The sequence below is a fragment of the Pseudoalteromonas sp. SWN29 genome (genome assembly GCF_015864465.1).
In the GTDB taxonomy this organism is placed as follows: Bacteria; Pseudomonadota; Gammaproteobacteria; order Enterobacterales; family Alteromonadaceae; genus Pseudoalteromonas.
Map to the genome: position 1 here is coordinate 1 of NZ_JADYXE010000017.1, position 18,634 is coordinate 18,634.

Below are 18,634 nucleotides of genomic sequence, written 5' to 3' on the forward strand. Positions count from 1 at the left end.
CCCCTTGTACATACAGCATCTACTTAAAAAAAGTGTGCTTGGATACCATTCAGTTTCTGAGAATAGAAAGTCAGGGCTTTATCTACGGAGCAGTATTAAATACTAGACGCAAAGGCAAGCTCACTGACTTCGATGTGATAAATGATAGCTAATCATTTATCAATGAGAGATACAAGGCGCAAAGCTTGCTTGCGCGAAAAGCATCGCTTTTATGTGTTTAATCTTTTGATAGGTCAGGCTTTTAGGCGTTTAAACAAAAAAGCCCCGCTATTTATTAAATAGCGGGGCTTTTTTAATGAGTGTTAGTTATTAATCAACACTCATTGTTTTAGTCGTTGCAGAGCTTGCACGACCAGCAGGTTTGATAGAACCTGCACGTAAACCACTGTCTGGCACTAGTTCACGCTTATCGTGAGCCATTGCTACAGATGTATGTTTTACTTCGCTATCAGCTACAGGAGTAGGCTGTGCCATTGGTGCACTTGCAGACCCTTGAGTTACCGCTGTTTTCACATGGGGTGCTTTAGTCACAACAGGAGTTTCAGCTTTTGCTGGAGCTTCAGTTACGACTGGCGCTTCAACATTAGCTGGCTCTTCAGTTACGACTGGCGTTTTAACTTTAGCTGGCTCTTCAGTTACTACTGGAGTTTCAACTTCAGTTGGCTCTTCAGTTACTACTGGAGTTTCAACTTTAGCAGGCTCTTCAGCTACTACTGGCGCTTCAACTTTAGCAGGTTCTTCAGTTACCACCGGCGCTTCAACTTTAGCTGGCTCTTCTGTTACGACTGGAGTTTCAACTTTAGTTGGCTCTTCAGTTGCTACTGGAGTTTCAACTTTAGCTGGCTCTTCAGTTACTACAGGCGCTTCAACTTTAGCTGGCTCTTCTACAGCTTCAACTTTTGCTAAGTCTTCAACGGCAACGGCTTGTTCAATTTGCTGCGCTGCATCTACAGGTGTTTCTTCAGATTTAGCTTTAAGTTCTGCTTCATATTCTGCAGCTGCTTGATCAGCAACTGGAACAAATGCAGGGGCTTCATCAGATTTAACTTCTGCTTCACCTTCAGGACGACGACGACGTTGACCAGATGCACGAAGATGACGAGGAGAACGGCGTGAGCGTGTACGTGTTTGCTCTTGCTCATCTTCTGTAGTTGCTGTTTCATCGTTAGAATCAACAGTTTCAATATCAACTTTCTCTTCTTTAATATGCGCTGTTTTTTCTGCCGGAGCTTGTGTTTGCTTTTCTACAACTGGTGCTTGCTCTTGAACTTGTGGAGTGTCAGTCACTACCGCTTGTTCAGGTGTTTGCTCTGTTGAGTTAGCTTGCTCAGCGTTTTCATCTTGCAGACGTACTTTTTTACGTATGTTACGACGTTGACGGCGAACTTTAGGCTTTTGCTCTTTAGGCTCTACAGCCTGAGCTGGCTTAGAATCAGTTTCTACTTCTACTTCTGCTTTTACAGGAGTTTCAGTTTTAACTTGATCTTTTTCTTCACTTTTATGCTCTGGGCGCTTACGAGAGTTAGGGTTACGACGACGCTTATTACGGTTCTCGCTTCTCTCTTGAGTCTCAGTACTAGTTGCTGCTGGTGAGTCTGTTTTAACTTCCTCTTCAGCTGCAGGGCGCTCATTGCGTGGTTTATTAGTGCGCGGGTTATTATTACGACGACGTTGGTTGTTATTACGACGACGATTATCGTTACCACGGCGAGCGTTATTACGCGCTTCTTGCTGCTCTTTTTCTACAGCTTCTTTTTTCTCTTCTACTGTTTCGCTTGCAAATAACGATTTAAACCATTTAGTGATTGCTTCAAACAAGCCACCTTCAGTTTTAGTCTCTGTCACTACAGGCTGAGCTACTGGAGTAGGCGTTGCTTGTGGAGCTGGTGTAGAAGGCATTACAACACCTTTTAGCATTGGCTCTTCACGTACTGGTGCACTTGGTGATTTTGACATCTCAAATGCTTCAGGTTCTGGCGCAACAACTTGTCCGTAACTTACCGTTTCAAGTGTTTCGTCTTTACGTAAACGCATAACTTCGTAATGTGGTGTTTCCATATGTTGATTAGGAATAATCACTACGTCACATTTGTGATGCTTTTCAATGCGATGAACACTACGACGTTGCTCATTTAATAAATAAGCAGCAACGGCAACAGGCACTTGTGCATTTACTTGTGCTGTATTGTCTTTAATTGCTTCTTCTTCAATTAAACGAAGAATAGAAAGTGCGATAGATTCATTTGAACGAATAGTACCTTGTCCACTACAACGTGGGCATGGTCCTTGGCTTGCTTCACCTAATGAAGGACGCAAACGCTGACGCGACATTTCAAGTAAACCAAAGCGTGAAATTTTACCAATTTGAACACGCGCACGATCTGGACGAGCAGCATCTTTTAAACGATTTTCTACTTCACGTTGATGACGTGGAGGCGTCATATCGATAAAGTCGATAACAATTAAACCACCTAAGTCACGAAGACGTAATTGACGTGCAATCTCATCAGCTGCTTCTAAGTTAGTATTAAGTGCTGTTTCTTCAATATCGCCGCCTTTAGTTGCTTTAGACGAGTTGATATCGATAGACGTTAGTGCTTCAGTTGGGTCAATTACAATTGAACCACCAGAAGGCAGACGTACTTCACGCTGGAACGCAGACTCAATTTGGCTTTCAATTTGGTAATGCGTAAATAAAGGAGTATCGCCTTGATAAAGCTTAACACGGCTCATAAAGTCAGGACGAAAACGCTCAATGTGCGCTTTAGCTTCTTCAAAAACACGTGGTTTATCAATTAAAATTTCGCCAATATCACGACGTAAATAATCGCGTATCGCACGGAATATTACATTGCTTTCTTGGTGTATTAAAAATGGCGCTTTAGCACTATCGGCTGCTTGTCTAATTGCTTCCCAATGTACTAATAATGCTTTTAAATCGTAGTTTAATTCTTCAAACGATTTACCAACACCGGCAGTACGCACAATTAAGCCCATACCTTTAGGAAGTTCTAAACGACCCAATGCTTCTTTAAGTTCAGTACGTTCATCACCTTCAATGCGACGAGAAATACCGCCAGCACGTGGGTTGTTAGGCATAAGCACTAAGTAGCTACCAGCAACACTGATAAAAGTAGTTAACGCAGCGCCTTTTTGGCCACGCTCTTCTTTATCAACTTGTACTATAACTTCTTGACCTTCTTTGATCACGTCGCGAATATTAGGGCGACCATGAAAAGTGTAACCTGCAGGGAAGTAAGTACGGGCAATTTCTTTTAAAGGAAGGAAACCATGGCGGTCAGCACCGTAATCAACAAATGCTGCTTCAAGAGATGGTTCAATGCGAGTGATTTTGCCTTTATAAATATTGGCTTTTTTCTGTTCGTGACCTGGGCTTTCGATATCTAAATCATAAAGGCGCTGGCCATCAACCAGTGCTACGCGCATTTCTTCTTGCTGCGTTGCATTGATTAGCATACGTTTCATATTGTTACTCTACTTATTTATGTCGCTGACATGACGATGTTTTTCTCGCCTGTTCAGTTGTCCCTATTTTTAGAATGTGCAGCCTCACGACTGGGTCTTTAACGGAACGGCTCTGTTTCTCGTATGCAGTATTTTAAATGCTGGCAAACAATAGCAATTATTATCGCTATTAAATTCTTAATGGTGCTAAAACTGTCGGCTTTTCAGCTACGTTTACAAGTTTTACCCAGAAGTCGGCCTGTCATATTAATCTTACTAAATATCATTCATATTAGGCGCGTAGGGCTCATTAAGTTGGTGAGCAATACATACTGATGTATCGCTAATATCCGTTTTAAGAGCAAAAATCGCTGCCGATGTTAATGAACGCTTATTTATTAGATTTTTTTAGTTCTAAATAAGCTGCTGTACGGTACTACAATAATTGAGCTAGTGCTGAACGACGTTTTTTACGTCGTCACTATCAGACAAATTATCTGTTCATTGCTTTCTCTAGCACGTTAAAAATCGTTTCATGTTCAAACTTAACCAGCAATATATTACGCGCATTGCCGTTAATTGATCGCACGTGTTAACTGAGGAGGCATAAAAGCTTTGGAAAACTTAACTCGGATCTGTATGATCGGCTACCCAGAATGTGCATCACGAATGTTTTAATGTGTTAAAAAGCACCGTTGTTATTTGCAAATACTAAATATTTGCGCTGCTGATTATCCCACTATTATTACAGTGTTAGCAACTAAATTATTTTACTTAAATTAGTGATTAGGCAATGTCAGAAAAAAACGACTTACAAGTAACTTATGTCACGATCAACGAAGACCATTTAGGTCAGCGTATTGATAACTTTCTTATTACCCATTTAAAAGGGGTGCCTAAAAGCGCTATTTATAAACTTTTGCGCAAAGGTGAGGTACGTGTTAATAAAAAGCGTATTAAGCCTGTATATAAACTACAGCTTGAAGATGTACTGCGTATTGCACCTATCAGAGTTGCTGAGCGTGAAGAATTTGTTCCATCAAAGTTAGACAAAGTAACGCGCCTTGAAAACGATATTTTATTTGAAGATAAATACCTCATCGTTATCAATAAGCCATCAGGTATGGCTGTTCATGGTGGCAGTGGCTTAAGTTATGGTTTAATTGAAGCACTACGAGCACTTCGCCCAGAAGAGCGCAGCCTTGAACTAGTTCATAGGCTTGACCGTGATACATCGGGTTGTTTACTTATCGCGAAGCGTCGTTCGGTGTTAACCGCATTGCATGAACAACTTCGTGAAAAAACAATGGAAAAAAACTACTGGGCACTTGTAGAAGGGCAGTGGGATTCTAAAACTAAAAACGTTACCGAAGGGCTGCGTAAAAACACTCTTAAATCGGGTGAGCGCGTAGTACGCGTAGATAACACTGAGGGTAAACCTTCACATACTCGTTTTAAAGTATTAGAGCGCTTTAACGATTGCTCATTGGTACAAGCATCGCCTGTAACAGGACGTACGCACCAAATTCGTGTGCACACGCAATGTAAAGGCCACCCAATAGCGTGCGACGATAAATACGGCGATCAGGGTTTTGACGATTCTATGCGTAAAGTTGGTTTAAACCGATTGTTTTTACACGCACACGATTTAACTTTTTATCATCCTAAAAACGAAACAACGATGCGAGTAGAAGCACCGCTGGATAAAACGCTTAAAAGTACATTACTAAAATTACGTGATGCAAAACTGTGATTGCAGTGACTCCAATTAAAAAATATAAGCTCGTTATTTTTGATTGGGACGGCACTGTTATGGATTCAGTCACTAAAATAGTTAACTGTATTCGTAGTAGCGCCGAGTTACTTAATTTAGTGCCACCTAGTGACGAAGCCATTAAAAACATTATTGGTATGTCGCTTGAAAAAGCAATTGACGTTTTATTTCCCAATAATGCAGCGCAGCATCAAGCGTTAATTTCTGGTTATAAGCATCAATATAGTGTGGATACCACACCTACTCCTGTATTTGACAATGTTGCCAGCGTTTTAGGTACCTTAAAAGAGCAGGGCATTGTTTTAGCCGTTGCTACAGGTAAAGGTAGGGATGGATTAGATCGTTTACTTGAACAAAGTAAATTGCGCCACTTTTTTAGTGCAACGCGTACTAGCGACGAAGCGCAATCTAAGCCCTCTCCAGATATGTTGTATCAATTACTAGAAGAACTTGGCATAAGCGCTAATGACGCTGTAATGATTGGTGACACTCAAATAGACATGAACATGGCAAAAGCCGCTGGCATGGATAGAATTGGTGTAACTATGGGCGTACACAACGCTCAGCAACTAAATGAGCTTAGCCCTATTGCAACGGTAGATAACTATCTGCAGCTGCAGCAGGTTCTGCTTGGTTAATTTATTTAACTAGAACTTGTCCTGAGCAGTAAGCACATCAATACCAAACTCAGCCAGTAATTGGCTGAGTTTAATTAATGGCAATCCAATTAAACTATTAGGATCGTCACCCGTTAGTTTTTCAAATAAACAAATACCCAACCCTTCGCTTTTAAAACTACCAGCACAGTTATAAGGCTGCTCTGCGTCGCAATAAGCACTAATTTGTGTATCACTAAGTATTTTAAAAGTAACATCAAAGGGTTCAACACACGTTTTTTTAGTGCCAGTTACAATATCGTAAACACAAAGCCCTGTTAAAAATGTTACAGTATTACCGCTAAATAAATTTAGTTGTTTTACGGCATTTTGTTTATTATGCGGTTTACCTAAAATTTGATTATTAAACACAGCTACTTGGTCTGATCCAATAGCTAACCCTTTGTTAAAGTGTTTATTAGCCGCTGAGGCTTTTAATTCACTTAAACGCTTAACCAGTTCAGTAGGTGTTTCGGCTTCAAGTGCTGATTCGTCAACATCCGGTGAAAACGTATCAAATGGTAAATTAAATTTTTGTAATAAAGACTGCCTAAAAGGCGAGCTTGACGCTAAAATGAGTGGGTGCTTCACGGACTGTTTTCCTTCAATAATTCAGATTGAGTTAGGATAAATCAGATCCGAGAGTAAAACACGTTAAAAACCAAGTAAAAATGGTTTTTTACTTTGACTAACAAACTAACTATCTATATGATGCAGCCCCTATGCAAAAGGTGAAAATTCCCATCACTCTTCATCCAGGCAAAGCAGCGCAGCACCGTTTAAAGTATGACGGAATTGTACCGCTTGAAAAACTTACTCGTTTAGAGAAAGTTGTGCAGGAAGAAGTAGGTGAAATAGCGGTAAAAATACATTGCAAAAACGATGATCAAGGTTTCGCTGTGATTAGAGGCAATTTGTCCACACACGTTACTGTCATTTGTCAACGTTGTAATGGTGATTTAGGGTTGGATTTGGTTCAAGACTTTGCATATTCACCAGTAGGTGAAGATACAGAGTTGGATATTTTTCCAGAAGACTACGATGAAGTAACGCTTGATGAAAATGGTGAAATTAACGTTTTTGATTTAATTGAAGACGAGCTAATTTTAGCAGTTCCATTAGTGGCTACCCACAACGAAGCTTCATGCAGTTATTCAGCAAAGCCTGCCAGCTTTGGTGTATTAAAGGCGGAAGATGATAAACCTAATCCATTTGATATTTTGAAACAACTTAAGAAAGATTCTTAGGAGAAGACTATGGCTGTACAAAAAAGCAAAAAGTCTCGTGCAAGACGCGGCATGCGCCGTTCACACGATGCGATCAGTGGTCCAACTTTAACTGTAGATCAAACATCTGGTGAGACTCATCGTCGTCACCATGTGACTGCAGATGGTTACTACAAAGGCGTTCAAGTAATTTCTAAATAAGAGATTACTTATATGCTGAAAGATCTAACCATAGCGTTAGATATGATGGGGGGCGATTACGGCCCCCGTTCATCTATTCCTGCTGCCGTTTGTGCGGTAAATGCTCATGCCAATTTAACTCTCATTTTATGTGGCAATGAACACGTTATATCTAAAGAACTCGAATCCCTCGATTCTCTACCTCATCCTAGACTCATAATTCGTCACTGTAGTGAAATAGTCACTAATGCCTGCGAACCTGCAATTGCTGTGCGTTCAAAAAAAGATTCATCTATGCGTGTTGCCCTTGATTTAGTTAAATCGGGCGAGGCTCAAGCATGTGTCAGCTCCGGTAATACCGGCGCACTATTTTTTATGGCTCACTATGTATTAAAAATGCTGCCAGGTGTTAAACGTGCCGCACTCATTTCATCTGTTCCTACAGAAAGCCAAAACCCAGTATACTTACTCGACTTAGGTGCTAATGTGCATTGTGATGCGCAAATGCTCTATCAGTTTGGCATTATGGGCTCTATTGTTGCTGGGCAAGCACTTGGTTTAGATAATCCTCGCGTTAGTCTATTAAATATTGGCGCTGAGGACATTAAAGGCCACGACGACATTAAACAAGCTGCACAATTAATGCAGCAAAGCCCACATATTAATTATATTGGTTACAGCGAAGGAAGTGATATTTTTTCGGGTAAGGCTGATGTAATTGTATGCGAAGGATTTGTGGGTAACGTGGCACTTAAAACATGTGAAGGCATTGCCAAACTTATTATGAATAAGTTTACAACCGCACTCGAAAAGCACCTTTTATATAAATGTATGGCGTTTATATTGCGCCCAATAATAAAAAAACTCTATAAAAGGGTGAACCCCGACCAGTATAACGGTGCTTCTCTGGTAGGATTGCGCGGTATTGTCGTTAAAAGTCATGGAAATGCGTCAGCTAAAGCATTTCAAGCAGCAATTGATGAAGCGGTAAAAGAGGTTGAACGTCAACTTCCTGATAAAATAGCCGCTATTTTCGAAAAAACACATTCTAAAGACACGGCGGTTAATCAATAATTGATGTGCCGTGTATTTCATTATTTATTTGTTTAATTAAAAAGAGCAAAGTATGGCACAAAAAATTGCACTTCTATTCCCAGGTCAAGGCTCACAAAGCGTTGGTATGTTACAAGAGCTACTAGAGAGTTCTGACATTGTTAAAGCAACATTCGCAGAAGCGTCAAATGCACTGGGTTACGACTTAGCAGAGCTAGTTCTTAATGGCCCAGAAGAAAAATTAAATCAAACCCACCGCACACAACCTGCATTACTAACCGCAAGTGTTGCTATTTACCGTGATTGGTTAGCAGCTAACCCTGATACAGACGTTGTTATGGCGGGTCACAGCTTAGGTGAATACTCAGCGTTAGTATGTAGCGACGTATTAAGCTTGAGCGAAGCTGTAAAGCTTGTAGAAAACCGTGGTTTGTACATGCAAGAAGCTGTACCAGCAGGCGTAGGCTCAATGGCTGCTATCATTGGCTTAGGCGATGAAGAAATTAAAACAGCGTGTGAGCAATCAGCACAAGGTGAAGTTGTATCTCCAGTTAACTACAATTCTCCTGGTCAAGTTGTTATTGCAGGGCATAAAGCGGCAGTAGAGAGAGCATCGCAAGCATGTAAAGATGCAGGTGCTAAACGCGCATTACCACTTTCTGTTAGTGTACCGTCACATTGTGAGTTAATGAAGCCAGCAGCTGACAAGCTAGCAGCAGACTTAGCCGCTTTAACATTTAATACACCTAAGTGTGATGTAATTAATAATGTTGATGTAAAAGCACAAGCGTCGGCTGATGCAATTAAAGATGCACTAGTACGCCAGCTTTACAGCCCAGTTCGCTGGACAGAAACAGTACAAGCCTTGGTTGCACAAGATGTAACACAAAGCTACGAATTTGGTCCTGGTAAAGTATTAACAGGACTAGCTAAACGAATTGATAAAGCAATGGTTTGTGGTTCGGTAAACGACGCCGCTTCAATCGCTGCAGCTAAATAAGAGTATATAAAATGTCTAATTTATTTTCATTAGAGGGCAAAGTTGTCCTAATTACTGGCGCCAGCCGTGGTATTGGTAAAGCAATTGCAAACACATTAGTTGCACAAGGCGCTAAAGTTGCAGGTACTGCAACAAGTGAGTCAGGCGCTGCTAAAATTAGTGAGTACCTAGGTGAAAACGGTAAAGGTTATGCATTAAACGTGACCGATCCTGCATCAATAGAAGCAACACTTGCTGCAATAAAAGCAGATTTAGGCGATATTGACGTACTTGTAAATAATGCTGGTATTACACGCGATAACTTATTAATGCGTATGAAAGAGACTGAGTGGGACGATATAATCGACACCAACTTAAGCTCAGTTTTCCGTTTATCTAAAGCGGTACTTCGTCCAATGATGAAGAAAAAGAAAGGCCGTATTATTAACATTGGCTCTGTAGTGGGTACTATGGGCAATGCAGGTCAGGCTAATTATGCAGCGGCTAAAGCGGGTGTAATTGGTTTTTCTAAGTCACTAGCGCGCGAAGTTGCATCACGTGGTATTACCGTTAACGTTATCGCACCTGGTTTTATTCAAACAGACATGACTGATAACTTAACTGATGAGCAAAAAGCAGCTACGCTTGCAAATGTTCCAGCAGGGCGTTTAGGTCAACCTGACGAAATTGCGGCTGCAGTATGTTATTTAGCATCTGACGCGGCTGCGTACGTATCAGGCGAAACTTTGCATGTAAATGGCGCGATGTACATGGTTTAATAGCCATTGTACCCACATTGCTACTTGATAAAGTTAAGTAAGTTACCTCAAAAACATTGAATTATTTGTGAACTTGCTTTAAACATACTTGAAATCGCTGCGAAAATAAGCGATAAAAGACAAAACACACACTCAGAGGTTTGACCAGACAATTATTTATGGTCAAATCATTGAATCAGAGAATTATGCGGCGTAAACTACGCCGCAATCTGAAAATAACGCATTGGCGTTTTTAATAAAGGAAAGAAGAATGAGCGATATCCAAGAACGCGTAAAGAAAATTATCATTGAACAACTAGGTGTTAAAGAAGAAGAAGTTAAAAATGAATCTTCTTTCGTAGATGACCTAGGTGCAGATTCTCTTGATACTGTTGAACTAGTAATGGCTCTTGAAGAAGAGTTTGATACTGAGATCCCAGATGAAGAAGCTGAGAAGATCACTACAGTACAAACTGCTATCGATTACGTTACAGCACACGCTGAGTAATTAATCGCACGTTAAAGGCAGCATCCGCTGCCTTTAATTTTTTATATCCAAACCACCTCAAAGTTCGTGATTCAAGACTTAAGACTTAAGACTCAATGCTCAATTTTAGCTAAAAATTAATTTTGATTGTGTTATGCGTTTTTAATCTATTTTGGGACTAGCACTTTGAGGTAGCTTGGGTATGACATCCCCTTGTAAAATTCCCCTTATTGGAGGCAAACCGTGGCTAAACGTCGAGTTGTCGTAACTGGCTTAGGAATGTTGACGCCGCTAGGTAATGATGTTCAATCAACCTGGCAAGGCTTATTAGATGGTAAAAGTGGCATTCAAACAATAACGCACTTTGATACATCAAAATTTGGTACTAAATTCGCTGGTTTAATAAATGACTTTGATGCAACTGCATACATGTCAGCGAAAGATACTAAAAAAATGGACTTGTTTATTCAGTACGGTATTGCAGCGGGTGTTCAAGCCTTTAAAGATTCAGGCCTTGAAATTACTGAGCAAAACGCAGCACGCATTGGTGTAGCCGTGGGCTCTGGTATTGGTGGCTTAACACTTATCGAAGAAAATCACATTAAGCTATTAAACAGTGGTCCGCGCAAGTTATCACCATTTTATGTGCCGTCTACCATTATTAATATGATCTCAGGTCATTTATCAATAATGCATGGACTTCGTGGTCCTAATATTTCAATTGTAACTGCTTGTACAACTGGTTTGCATAATATTGGCCATGCAGCGCGCATGATTGCCTACGGCGATGCAGATGCAATGGTTGCTGGCGGTGCAGAAAAAGCCTGTACCCCAATTGGTATGGGTGGCTTTAATGCTGCACGTGCACTTTCAACACGTAACGACGATCCACAAGCGGCTTCTCGCCCTTGGGATAAAGACCGCGATGGCTTTGTGCTTTCTGACGGTGCTGGTGTTGTTGTAGTTGAAGAGTACGAACATGCTAAAGCACGTGGCGCTAAAATTTATGCTGAGCTTGTAGGCTTTGGTATGAGTGGTGATGCGTACCACATGACGTCACCACCAGAAGATGGTGCGGGCGCGGCACTTGCAATGCAAAACGCACTAAATGATGCGCAAGTAAATGCAGAGCAAATTGGTTACATTAACGCACACGGCACATCTACAAATGCAGGCGATAAAGCAGAAACTGCGGCTGTTAAGTCTATTTTTGGTAATGCAGCTAAAGATGTAATGGTAGGCTCGTCTAAATCGATGATGGGTCACTTGTTAGGTGCTGCAGGTTCGGTTGAATCGATTATTTCGATTTTATCGCTGACAGATCAAAAAGTGTCGCCAACTATCAATCTTGATAACCCAGACGAAGGGTGTGACTTAGATTATATCGCTCACACTGCACGTGATGCAAAGTTAGACTTTGCACTGTGTAACTCGTTCGGTTTTGGTGGTACTAATGGCTCGTTGCTATTTAAAAAGGTATAATCTTTTTTAACAACGAATCAAATTATAAGAGCTCAGTTGTTTAACTGGGCTTTTTTTATATGCCAAACAAAATGCAAACAATAATAGCAGCAGATCAAAACAGCACTTTAAGCACGCGTGACAGGGGCTTAAATTACGGTGATGGCTTTTTTACAACGGCTAAGGTTATTGAAGGGCAAGTACAGTATTGGCCTTATCATAAAGCGCGTTTGATTGAATGCGCACAGCGCTTGGGTTTTCCTGAGTTAGACTTTATTAGCCTTGAAAACCAAATTACTCACTACATAAAAAACGCAAAGCTAAATGTGCTTAAAATCCTGGTAACGCGCGGCGAAGGCGGACGTGGTTATGGGCTACCCAGTGAGTGTAATGTCACTATTTTATTGAGTGTATTAGATTACCCTAGTAATTATAGTGCGATTGCTAAAAAGGGTGTGAGCCTAGAAGTAAGCCCGATTAAATTAGCTGCTCAGCCTTATTTAGCAGGCCTCAAAACATTAAACAGGCTAGAACAAGTATTAATTAAAAAAGCAATGCAAACACAAAACTGCGACGATGTGTTAGTGCTCGATTACAACAATAATGTAATAGAAGCTTCAGCCGCTAATATTTTTGCGATTAAAAATAAGTGTGTGTTTACGCCATTGCTTGATGAGTGCGGAATAAAGGGCGTTTATCTACAATCGTTATGTGATAAATTGCCTGTTGAATTTAAACGCGTGAAAGTAGAAGACTTAACCCAAGCAGACGCCGTATTTGTGTGTAATAGCTTAATGGGAGCAGTGCCTGTTAAACGTATTGAGCAACAAGTATTTAATACAGACGACAGCCACGCATTATTAACTAAATTATTAGCCAAGGAGGCTGAGTGTTAAAAGTTATTTTATCGGTACTTTTTTTAGCTGTTATAACCACTGCTATTGGTTATCAGCAATTACAAGCAACAATAAATAGCCCGCTAAAGGTAGCTAAAAACACACAATTTGAAGTTAAGCATGGCACTGGCTTTAATAAGTTATGTCAGCAATGGCAAGCTAATAACTGGGTAGAGAGTTGCTGGCGTTATCAGGTAATTGCCAAATTAGACCCAACACTTACCGATTTAAAAGCGGGGCTTTACGAGCTAACAGCCGATAGCGTTATCAACAACGTAAAAAAAATTAATCAAGGCCAGCAAATCAACTTTAGTTTTACCATAATTGAAGGGCAAAACTTACGTGAAGTGCTAAGTGCTATTAAAAAGGCCAATAATTTACAAAACGATTTAAAAAGTGATGAACTAAGTACACAAATACTGGGTACAAATACGCATCTAGAAGGTTGGTTATTTCCCGACACTTACCATTATCATAATAACGATACCGCAAGCAGTGTATTAAAACGTGCCGCACAAAAAATGCAGCAAACGTTAGACGATTCTTGGCAGCAGCGCGCAGCTGATCTCCCTTACAAAACAGCATACGAAGCACTTATAATGGCCTCAATTATTGAAAAAGAAACAGGTCTTGCCAGCGAACGTCCGCTAATTGCATCAGCGTTTGTTAATAGATTAAACACTAATATGCGCCTACAGACAGACCCAACCGTAATATACGGACTAGGCGCCGATTTTGATGGCGATATTAAATACAAAGATTTGCGCGATTATACGCCTTACAATACATATCGCATTAATGGCTTGCCGCCAACACCAATTGCAATGCCTTCAAAAGCCGCTATTTTAGCAGCAGTTAATCCGCCTCAAAGTGAATACGTTTACTTTGTAGCAAAAGGCGATGGTACCGGTAGCCACCAATTTTCAACCACGTTAAAGCAGCATAATGCGGCAGTTAAAACGTATATATTAAATAAAAAGAATTAAGTTTTATGAAATCAAAATTTATAGTAATAGAAGGGCTAGAAGGCGCGGGTAAATCAACCGCTATTTCGCTATGCCAAGACTTTTTAAACAAACAAAAAATAGACTTCATTAACGTGCGCGAACCTGGCGGCACACCATTGGCTGAATCGCTTCGTACGCTTGTAAAAGCAGAACATGAAGAAGAAATCGCCTTTGAAACCGAGCTGCTTATTATGTACGCAGCTCGTTCGCAGTTAATGCACAATGTTATTACCCCAGCGCTTGATAAAGGCCAATGGGTACTTGCCGATCGTCATGATTTATCGTCTCAGGCTTATCAGGGCGGTGGGCGTGGTATTAGCTCAAATACATTAGCTTCACTTTCTTCAATGGTATTAAAGGGCTTAAAACCCGATTTAACTATTTACCTCGATATTGACCCAGTGATAGGCCTTGAACGTGCAAAAGGGCGTGGTGAGCTTGATCGTATTGAACAAGAAGCTATTGAGTTCTTTCAGCGTACACGTATGCGTTATTTAGAGCTTGCTAATGACGACAACACAATTAAAACGGTCGATGCAAACCAAAGTATTGATAAAGTACATCGTGATATAACCAATGTACTGCATTCATTTTTTGAAGGCTTAAAATAATATGCCATTGCCTTGGCTACATGATACTCAAGCACGTTTAGCACAAAGTTATCGCGCAGAGCGTTTTCATCATGCGCAATTATTTTGTGGGCCTGTTGGCGTAGGTAAATTTGAATTAAGTGATGAGCTTGGTAATGCTTTGCTATGCCAAAATATTGCTAAGCAGGTAGCAGCGCCAAATAGTATGCTAAAACCTTGCGGGCAGTGTAAAAGCTGTTTACTTACTCTTGCGGGTACTCACCCCGATAAGCGTTTAACGCAAGTTGATGGGCAAAGCATAGGCGTAGATGATATACGCGGCATTAGTGATTTTATGAATCACTCAGCTGCGCAAAATGGCAATAAAGTTGCGATAATCGAAAATTGCGAAAAAATGACCACTGCAGCTGCTAACGCATTATTAAAAACACTTGAAGAGCCAACCAATAGCCGCTTTTTAATATTAACTACAAGCCAACCAGCACAGCTCCCTGCAACTATTTTAAGTCGATGTGCTAAAAGTGACGTAAAAATAACTAATACAGCACTTGCTCAGCAATGGCTAGAGACATTAGATATACCTAACTATAGTTGGCTAGCACTTTTTTATAACCAACCGCTGCAAGTAAAGCATTGGCAACAGCAAGACCAGCTAAAAAATATTGATACACTGTATAAGTTTGCAACTGAGTTTAAACAAAGCCATAATTTCAAAGCGTTAGTCGATATAATAAATAAACAGCCTGAACTTGTTCGCATATTTACTTTATTTTTAAGCGTGCAACTAAAGCAGCAATTACTGCAAGGCATGAGTTTTGACGCTTATCAAAGTGCGCAAAATGCATTAGGCGAGTTCTTACAAAATAACACACAAGTACTTGGCCTTAATTTACCGCTTGCTGTATCACGATTAGCATACACATTGCGAAATTCTTAAAAGGATTAATCATGCAAGAACTACTAGTAGACATAGACGATTTAGACGAGTTATACCGTTGCTATATGCCTTACTTAAAAAAAGGTGGCTTATTTGTACGTACTAATATGCGTTACGAAGCAGGGCATTCATTAGCGCTTAGAGTTACTTTGCCCGATGCACTAGAAGATGATGTAGTAACAGGTAAAGTATCGTGGATAACACCACAAGGGGCACAAAGCTCTAACCCTCCAGGTATTGGTATTAGCTTTTTAGACGATAAAACAAACCTAAACGCTAAAATCGAAAAGCTCCTTGGGACTATGTTAAACTCAGGCGATCAAACATATACCATGTAGTTATAGGGTCAGTTTTTCATTGAGATTAACGCCACCCTATATTGGGTTCTTTTAATTACTAACATAATAAATTAAAAGAACAAATTTAAACCCTGAACATAATACAGGCCTTATAGTGATTGTAGATTCTCATTGCCATTTAGACCGTCTTGATTTTGATAAGCTAGACTTAAACCTTGACCAAGTTCTTGATAAAGCACGTGCAAAGCAAATAGAGCACTTTTTATGTGTAAGCGTAACGCTTGATCAGTTTCCAAGCATGCTTGATAAAATTAAGCATTATGACGATGTTTCAGCCTCATGCGGTGTACATCCACTTGATCAAAAAGACGCCCTTAATAAACAGCAACTAATCGACTTAGCCTCACACGAAAAAGTCGTTGCTATTGGCGAAACGGGTCTTGATTACTACTATTCAAAAGATACTCATGCAGTGCAGCAAGCTAGCTTTGTTGGGCATATTGAAGTGGCTAACGAATTACAAAAACCGTTAATTATTCATACTCGTGATGCCCGCAGCGATACCATTAATTTAATGCGTGAGCACAAAGCCGAAAACTGCGGTGGTGTACTACATTGTTTTACCGAAGACTGGGATATGGCTAAAAAAGCCATAGACATGGGCTTTTATATTTCTATTTCGGGCATAGTTACCTTTAAAAATGCTATTGAACTAAAAGAAGTAGTAAAACAAATACCGCTGGATAGATTACTAATAGAAACAGACTCTCCTTATTTAGCACCGGTACCGTATCGTGGGCAAACAAATCAGCCAGCGTACGTAGAAGATGTTGCTTATTATATTAGTGAGCTTAAAGGCATTAGCTTTAACGAGCTTGCTAAAGCCACTACAGAAAACTTTTATTCTTTATTTAAATTAGCAGCTAAAGGCTAAATACATGAAAACTCACACGGCAAACCTTCCTATTTTACTAATGGGGCCAATGGTGCGCCGTGCAGAGCAAACTGGAGTCTGCATTCAGTTTGCTACCTCCAAATCGGCTAGCTGCCAAATAAACTTATTAAATGTAGAGTGTTATAGCGAACAACAAACTATCGCTTTAGGCCAGCACTTATACCTGCATTTTATTGTTATAAAACCAGTAGAAAATCTGTTTCCTGTAGATAAATTATTAAGCTATGAGCTAATCATTGACGATGCAATAATTGATTTATCGCCTTGGTGCTATAGCAATCAAACAACGCCTGCATTTGTAATCCCCAATAAACTCAGTGATATTTTGCATGGCTCGTGTCGTAATGCACATCATCCAGCAAAAGACAGTTTAGTGTCTGCAAGTCACTGGCAAAATACTCAGCGCGTTAATAATAATCAAGGCGCACAGTTATTATTACTGAGCGGTGATCAGGTTTATGCCGATGACGTAGCAGGGCCCATGTTGTTAGCTATTCATCAGTTAATTAAAGCCTTAGGTATCTATAAAGAGCAACCACTGGCAATTGAGCTACCAGACGATATAAATGAGCAACTTTATAATCGCCATTTGTTCTTACCAAAAACGCCTTGGCAAAAACGCTCAAAGTTAGGTGTGGGTTACTGGCTAAAAAAAGACGAACCGCATTTTTCAAGTGTAAAAGCGTATAATCACCTTATCCATTTTGAAGAATACATAGCACTTTATTTATTAAATTTTAGTGCTGCTGCTTGGCAATGTGTCGATATACAAAACACGACGTATATAGGTCAAAGCGAGCAAAATAAAACTATTTTTAACGCTGAAAAAACAGCTTTAATTGACTATGCAAAAGGCTTAGGTGAAGTAGAGCGGTTGTTTGCCAATGTATCTACACTAATGATGTTTGACGATCACGATGTAACCGATGATTGGAACCTCACCGCTGGGTGGGAGCAAGCTATAAACGAAAACCCAAGTAGTAAACGAATCATTAATAACGGCTTAATTAGCTATTGGTTGTTCCAAGGTATGGGGAACGATGCACTAAATAAAACGGGTGAGCTCTTAACTGCGTTTAAGCAAAGTAAAAACAACAATAATATTTGGCAGTTTAAAGCATTTGATAAACCACTAAACGATTTTAGTTTTTGGCATTACGAACTTACCACCATACCTAAAGTAGTGGTACTAGATACGCGTACGCACCGCTGGCGAAATGAGCAAAACTTTAACGAGCCCTCAGGTCTACTTGATTGGGAACGTCTCACAGAACTTGAAGAAAGCCTATTAAGCCACGACCAAGTTATTATTGTATCGCCAGCTCCTGTATTTGGAGTTAAATCAATAGAAGCCATACAGGCTGCTTTTAATATATGTGGCCAACCGCTCATGGTCGATGTAGAAAACTGGATGGCGCACGAAGGCTCGGCCAAAAAGCTACTCGATACGTTTAGACGAACCGACACCCCAAACGAAACGCTAATTTTATCGGGTGATGTACATTACTCATTTTGCTTTTCAGTGCAAAAGCGTTTTGGCGATCACCCCAATCGAATTTGGCAACTTACCGCTAGTGGTATTAAAAACGAGTTCCCGCGTAAACTCATAAACATACTCGATAAACTAGATTCAATTCTATACGGCCCCAAAAGCCCCTTAAACTTTTTTACCAAACGTTGGCATATGGAAGTAGATAAACACCAAACCATAGGTGAAGGGCAAAAATACTTAGTAAGCGACTCAGCTATTAGTTTAATAACACTAGAGCAAGGAAACTTAGCCCGCTACCAACTGATTCATGGCGAAGGGCATTTAACTGAGTTTGATTTAGAAGAACAGTAAGTTGCTCATCTACAAGTTAACCGTAAATTTGCACGCTTGGTAAAGCGTTTGAGAAAGTAAGAAGTAGT

The 18,634-nt window shown here is 40.2% G+C and carries 18 protein-coding genes; 16 read left to right on the forward strand and 2 right to left on the reverse strand.

Annotated elements, in window-relative coordinates; genetic code table 11:
- Positions 1–309: 309 nt before the first annotated feature.
- Positions 310–3,486, reverse strand: coding sequence for a ribonuclease E (gene rne, locus I6F53_RS08225; RefSeq protein ID WP_197239136.1), 3,177 nt, complete (start codon positions 3,484–3,486; stop codon positions 310–312).
- A 772-nt stretch (positions 3,487–4,258) separates the two neighbouring features.
- Here rne and rluC point away from each other — a divergent pair.
- Together rluC and I6F53_RS08235 are read left to right on the forward strand one after the other, a co-directional pair.
- A complete protein-coding gene (rluC, locus tag I6F53_RS08230) occupies positions 4,259–5,218 on the forward strand; it encodes a 23S rRNA pseudouridine(955/2504/2580) synthase RluC (RefSeq protein WP_166421417.1) in 960 nt (319 codons plus the stop codon).
- Positions 5,215–5,877 carry an HAD-IA family hydrolase gene (locus tag I6F53_RS08235; protein ID WP_197239137.1) on the forward strand — a complete coding sequence of 221 codons (663 nt, stop codon included), beginning with the start codon at positions 5,215–5,217 and terminating at the stop codon, positions 5,875–5,877. The genes rluC and I6F53_RS08235 overlap by 4 nt, the downstream gene beginning before the upstream one ends.
- 9 nt (positions 5,878–5,886) lie before the next feature.
- On the opposite strand, the gene I6F53_RS08240 is transcribed toward I6F53_RS08235, so the two are convergent.
- The gene (locus I6F53_RS08240; protein WP_197179595.1) at positions 5,887–6,486 is read right to left on the reverse strand and encodes a Maf family protein; all 600 of its coding nucleotides are present in this window, start codon (positions 6,484–6,486) and stop codon (positions 5,887–5,889) included.
- A gap of 131 nt (positions 6,487–6,617) precedes the next feature.
- Between I6F53_RS08240 and yceD the strand changes: the two genes are divergently transcribed.
- From yceD to I6F53_RS08310, 14 genes are all read left to right on the forward strand, one after another.
- Complete coding sequence (gene yceD / locus I6F53_RS08245) at positions 6,618–7,142, forward strand: 23S rRNA accumulation protein YceD (RefSeq protein ID WP_197179593.1); 525 nt, start codon at positions 6,618–6,620, stop codon at positions 7,140–7,142.
- Positions 7,143–7,151: 9 nt separating this feature from the next.
- Positions 7,152–7,322, forward strand: coding sequence for a 50S ribosomal protein L32 (rpmF, locus tag I6F53_RS08250; RefSeq protein WP_002962381.1), 171 nt, complete (start codon positions 7,152–7,154; stop codon positions 7,320–7,322).
- Between the two features lie 12 nt (positions 7,323–7,334).
- Positions 7,335–8,375 carry a phosphate acyltransferase PlsX gene (gene plsX, locus I6F53_RS08255; protein ID WP_197120176.1) on the forward strand — a complete coding sequence of 347 codons (1,041 nt, stop codon included), beginning with the start codon at positions 7,335–7,337 and terminating at the stop codon, positions 8,373–8,375.
- A gap of 52 nt (positions 8,376–8,427) precedes the next feature.
- Positions 8,428–9,354 carry an ACP S-malonyltransferase gene (gene fabD, locus I6F53_RS08260; RefSeq protein ID WP_197179591.1) on the forward strand — a complete coding sequence of 309 codons (927 nt, stop codon included), beginning with the start codon at positions 8,428–8,430 and terminating at the stop codon, positions 9,352–9,354.
- Positions 9,355–9,365: 11 nt separating this feature from the next.
- Positions 9,366–10,112: a 3-oxoacyl-ACP reductase FabG gene (fabG, locus tag I6F53_RS08265; protein WP_165740127.1), complete on the forward strand. Its 747-nt coding sequence runs from the start codon at positions 9,366–9,368 to the stop codon at positions 10,110–10,112.
- 250 nt (positions 10,113–10,362) lie between these two features.
- A complete protein-coding gene (gene acpP / locus I6F53_RS08270; RefSeq protein WP_002962377.1) occupies positions 10,363–10,599 on the forward strand; it encodes an acyl carrier protein in 237 nt (78 codons plus the stop codon).
- A gap of 222 nt (positions 10,600–10,821) precedes the next feature.
- Positions 10,822–12,060: a beta-ketoacyl-ACP synthase II gene (fabF, locus tag I6F53_RS08275; RefSeq protein WP_165727327.1), complete on the forward strand. Its 1,239-nt coding sequence runs from the start codon at positions 10,822–10,824 to the stop codon at positions 12,058–12,060.
- Between the two features lie 59 nt (positions 12,061–12,119).
- Positions 12,120–12,935, forward strand: a complete 816-nt coding sequence (pabC, locus tag I6F53_RS08280; protein WP_197179589.1) for an aminodeoxychorismate lyase — start codon at positions 12,120–12,122, stop codon at positions 12,933–12,935.
- Positions 12,929–13,921, forward strand: a complete 993-nt coding sequence (gene mltG / locus I6F53_RS08285) for an endolytic transglycosylase MltG (protein ID WP_197179587.1) — start codon at positions 12,929–12,931, stop codon at positions 13,919–13,921. The genes pabC and mltG overlap by 7 nt, the downstream gene beginning before the upstream one ends.
- Positions 13,922–13,926: 5 nt before the next feature.
- The gene (tmk, locus tag I6F53_RS08290; protein ID WP_197179585.1) at positions 13,927–14,553 is read left to right on the forward strand and encodes a dTMP kinase; all 627 of its coding nucleotides are present in this window, start codon (positions 13,927–13,929) and stop codon (positions 14,551–14,553) included.
- Between the two features lies 1 nt (position 14,554).
- The gene (locus tag I6F53_RS08295) at positions 14,555–15,469 is read left to right on the forward strand and encodes a DNA polymerase III subunit (RefSeq protein WP_197179583.1); all 915 of its coding nucleotides are present in this window, start codon (positions 14,555–14,557) and stop codon (positions 15,467–15,469) included.
- A gap of 11 nt (positions 15,470–15,480) precedes the next feature.
- The gene (locus I6F53_RS08300) at positions 15,481–15,807 is read left to right on the forward strand and encodes a PilZ domain-containing protein (protein WP_002962367.1); all 327 of its coding nucleotides are present in this window, start codon (positions 15,481–15,483) and stop codon (positions 15,805–15,807) included.
- 115 nt (positions 15,808–15,922) lie between these two features.
- Positions 15,923–16,702, forward strand: coding sequence for a TatD family hydrolase (locus I6F53_RS08305; protein ID WP_024600474.1), 780 nt, complete (start codon positions 15,923–15,925; stop codon positions 16,700–16,702).
- A gap of 4 nt (positions 16,703–16,706) precedes the next feature.
- Positions 16,707–18,566 carry an alkaline phosphatase D family protein gene (locus tag I6F53_RS08310; RefSeq protein ID WP_166421426.1) on the forward strand — a complete coding sequence of 620 codons (1,860 nt, stop codon included), beginning with the start codon at positions 16,707–16,709 and terminating at the stop codon, positions 18,564–18,566.
- The last annotated feature ends 68 nt before the right edge of the window (positions 18,567–18,634 follow it).

Bases quoted from the DNA above. Each gene is read 5' to 3' on its own strand.
- yceD (WP_197179593.1), top strand. From the start codon at position 6,618: ATGCAAAAGGTGAAAATTCCCATCACTCTTCATCCAGGCAAAGCAGCG.
- fabG (WP_165740127.1), top strand. From the start codon at position 9,366: ATGTCTAATTTATTTTCATTAGAGGGCAAAGTTGTCCTAATTACTGGC.
- acpP (WP_002962377.1), top strand. From the start codon at position 10,363: ATGAGCGATATCCAAGAACGCGTAAAGAAAATTATCATTGAACAACTA.
- pabC (WP_197179589.1), top strand. From the start codon at position 12,120: ATGCCAAACAAAATGCAAACAATAATAGCAGCAGATCAAAACAGCACT.
- rne (WP_197239136.1), bottom strand. From the start codon at position 3,486: ATGAAACGTATGCTAATCAATGCAACGCAGCAAGAAGAAATGCGCGTA.
- tmk (WP_197179585.1), top strand. From the start codon at position 13,927: ATGAAATCAAAATTTATAGTAATAGAAGGGCTAGAAGGCGCGGGTAAA.
- fabD (WP_197179591.1), top strand. From the start codon at position 8,428: ATGGCACAAAAAATTGCACTTCTATTCCCAGGTCAAGGCTCACAAAGC.
- I6F53_RS08310 (WP_166421426.1), top strand. From the start codon at position 16,707: ATGAAAACTCACACGGCAAACCTTCCTATTTTACTAATGGGGCCAATG.
- plsX (WP_197120176.1), top strand. From the start codon at position 7,335: ATGCTGAAAGATCTAACCATAGCGTTAGATATGATGGGGGGCGATTAC.
- rluC (WP_166421417.1), top strand. From the start codon at position 4,259: ATGTCAGAAAAAAACGACTTACAAGTAACTTATGTCACGATCAACGAA.
- I6F53_RS08300 (WP_002962367.1), top strand. From the start codon at position 15,481: ATGCAAGAACTACTAGTAGACATAGACGATTTAGACGAGTTATACCGT.
- rpmF (WP_002962381.1), top strand. From the start codon at position 7,152: ATGGCTGTACAAAAAAGCAAAAAGTCTCGTGCAAGACGCGGCATGCGC.
- I6F53_RS08295 (WP_197179583.1), top strand. From the start codon at position 14,555: ATGCCATTGCCTTGGCTACATGATACTCAAGCACGTTTAGCACAAAGT.